We start from the raw sequence: 590 nt of genomic DNA, 5'->3' as shown, positions 1-590 counted from the left end.
CGCCGCACTCGCCGCCGTCACCGACCGGCTCGGCCTGACCGGCACCATCAACTCCACCTTCAACGAGCCCTACGAGGTGGCCCGCCAGTTCGCCAGCCTCGACCACCTCTCCGACGGCCGCTCCGCGTGGAACGTCGTCACCTCCTGGGACGCCTTCACCGGCGAGAACTTCCGCCGCGGCGGCTTCCTCCCGCAGGACGAGCGCTACTCCCGCGCGAAGGAGTTCCTCGCCACGGCCAACGAACTCTTCGACTCCTGGCGGGGCGACGAGATCATCGCCGACCAGGCCACCGGCACCTTCCTCGGCGACGCCAAGGCCGGCGCCTTCGTCCACGAGGGCAAGCACTTCGACATCCATGGCCGCTTCAACGTCCCCCGCAGCCCCCAGGGCCGCCCGGTGATCTTCCAGGCCGGCGACTCCGAGGAGGGCCGCGAGTTCGCCGCGTCGAGCGCCGACGCCATCTTCAGCCGGTACGCCGCCCTCGACACCGGCCAGGCCTTCTACACGGACGTCAAGTCCCGCCTCGCCAAGTACGGCCGCCGCTCCGACCAGCTCCTCATCCTGCCCGCCGCCAGCTTCGTCCTCGGCG

Annotated in this window: 1 protein-coding gene; it reads left to right on the top strand. The window is 71.0% G+C overall.

What is annotated here, in order from left to right; genetic code table 11:
• The coding region (locus BZL64_RS38825; RefSeq protein ID WP_143663486.1) for an LLM class flavin-dependent oxidoreductase at positions 1–590 on the top strand (590 nt) is incomplete at both ends.

This window comes from Streptomyces bobili (genome assembly GCF_002154575.1).
GTDB lineage: Bacteria > Actinomycetota > Actinomycetes > Streptomycetales > Streptomycetaceae > Streptomyces > Streptomyces bobili.
Note: the sequence above shows the minus strand (reverse complement) of the source record. Positions and strands in the feature narration are given on the sequence as shown.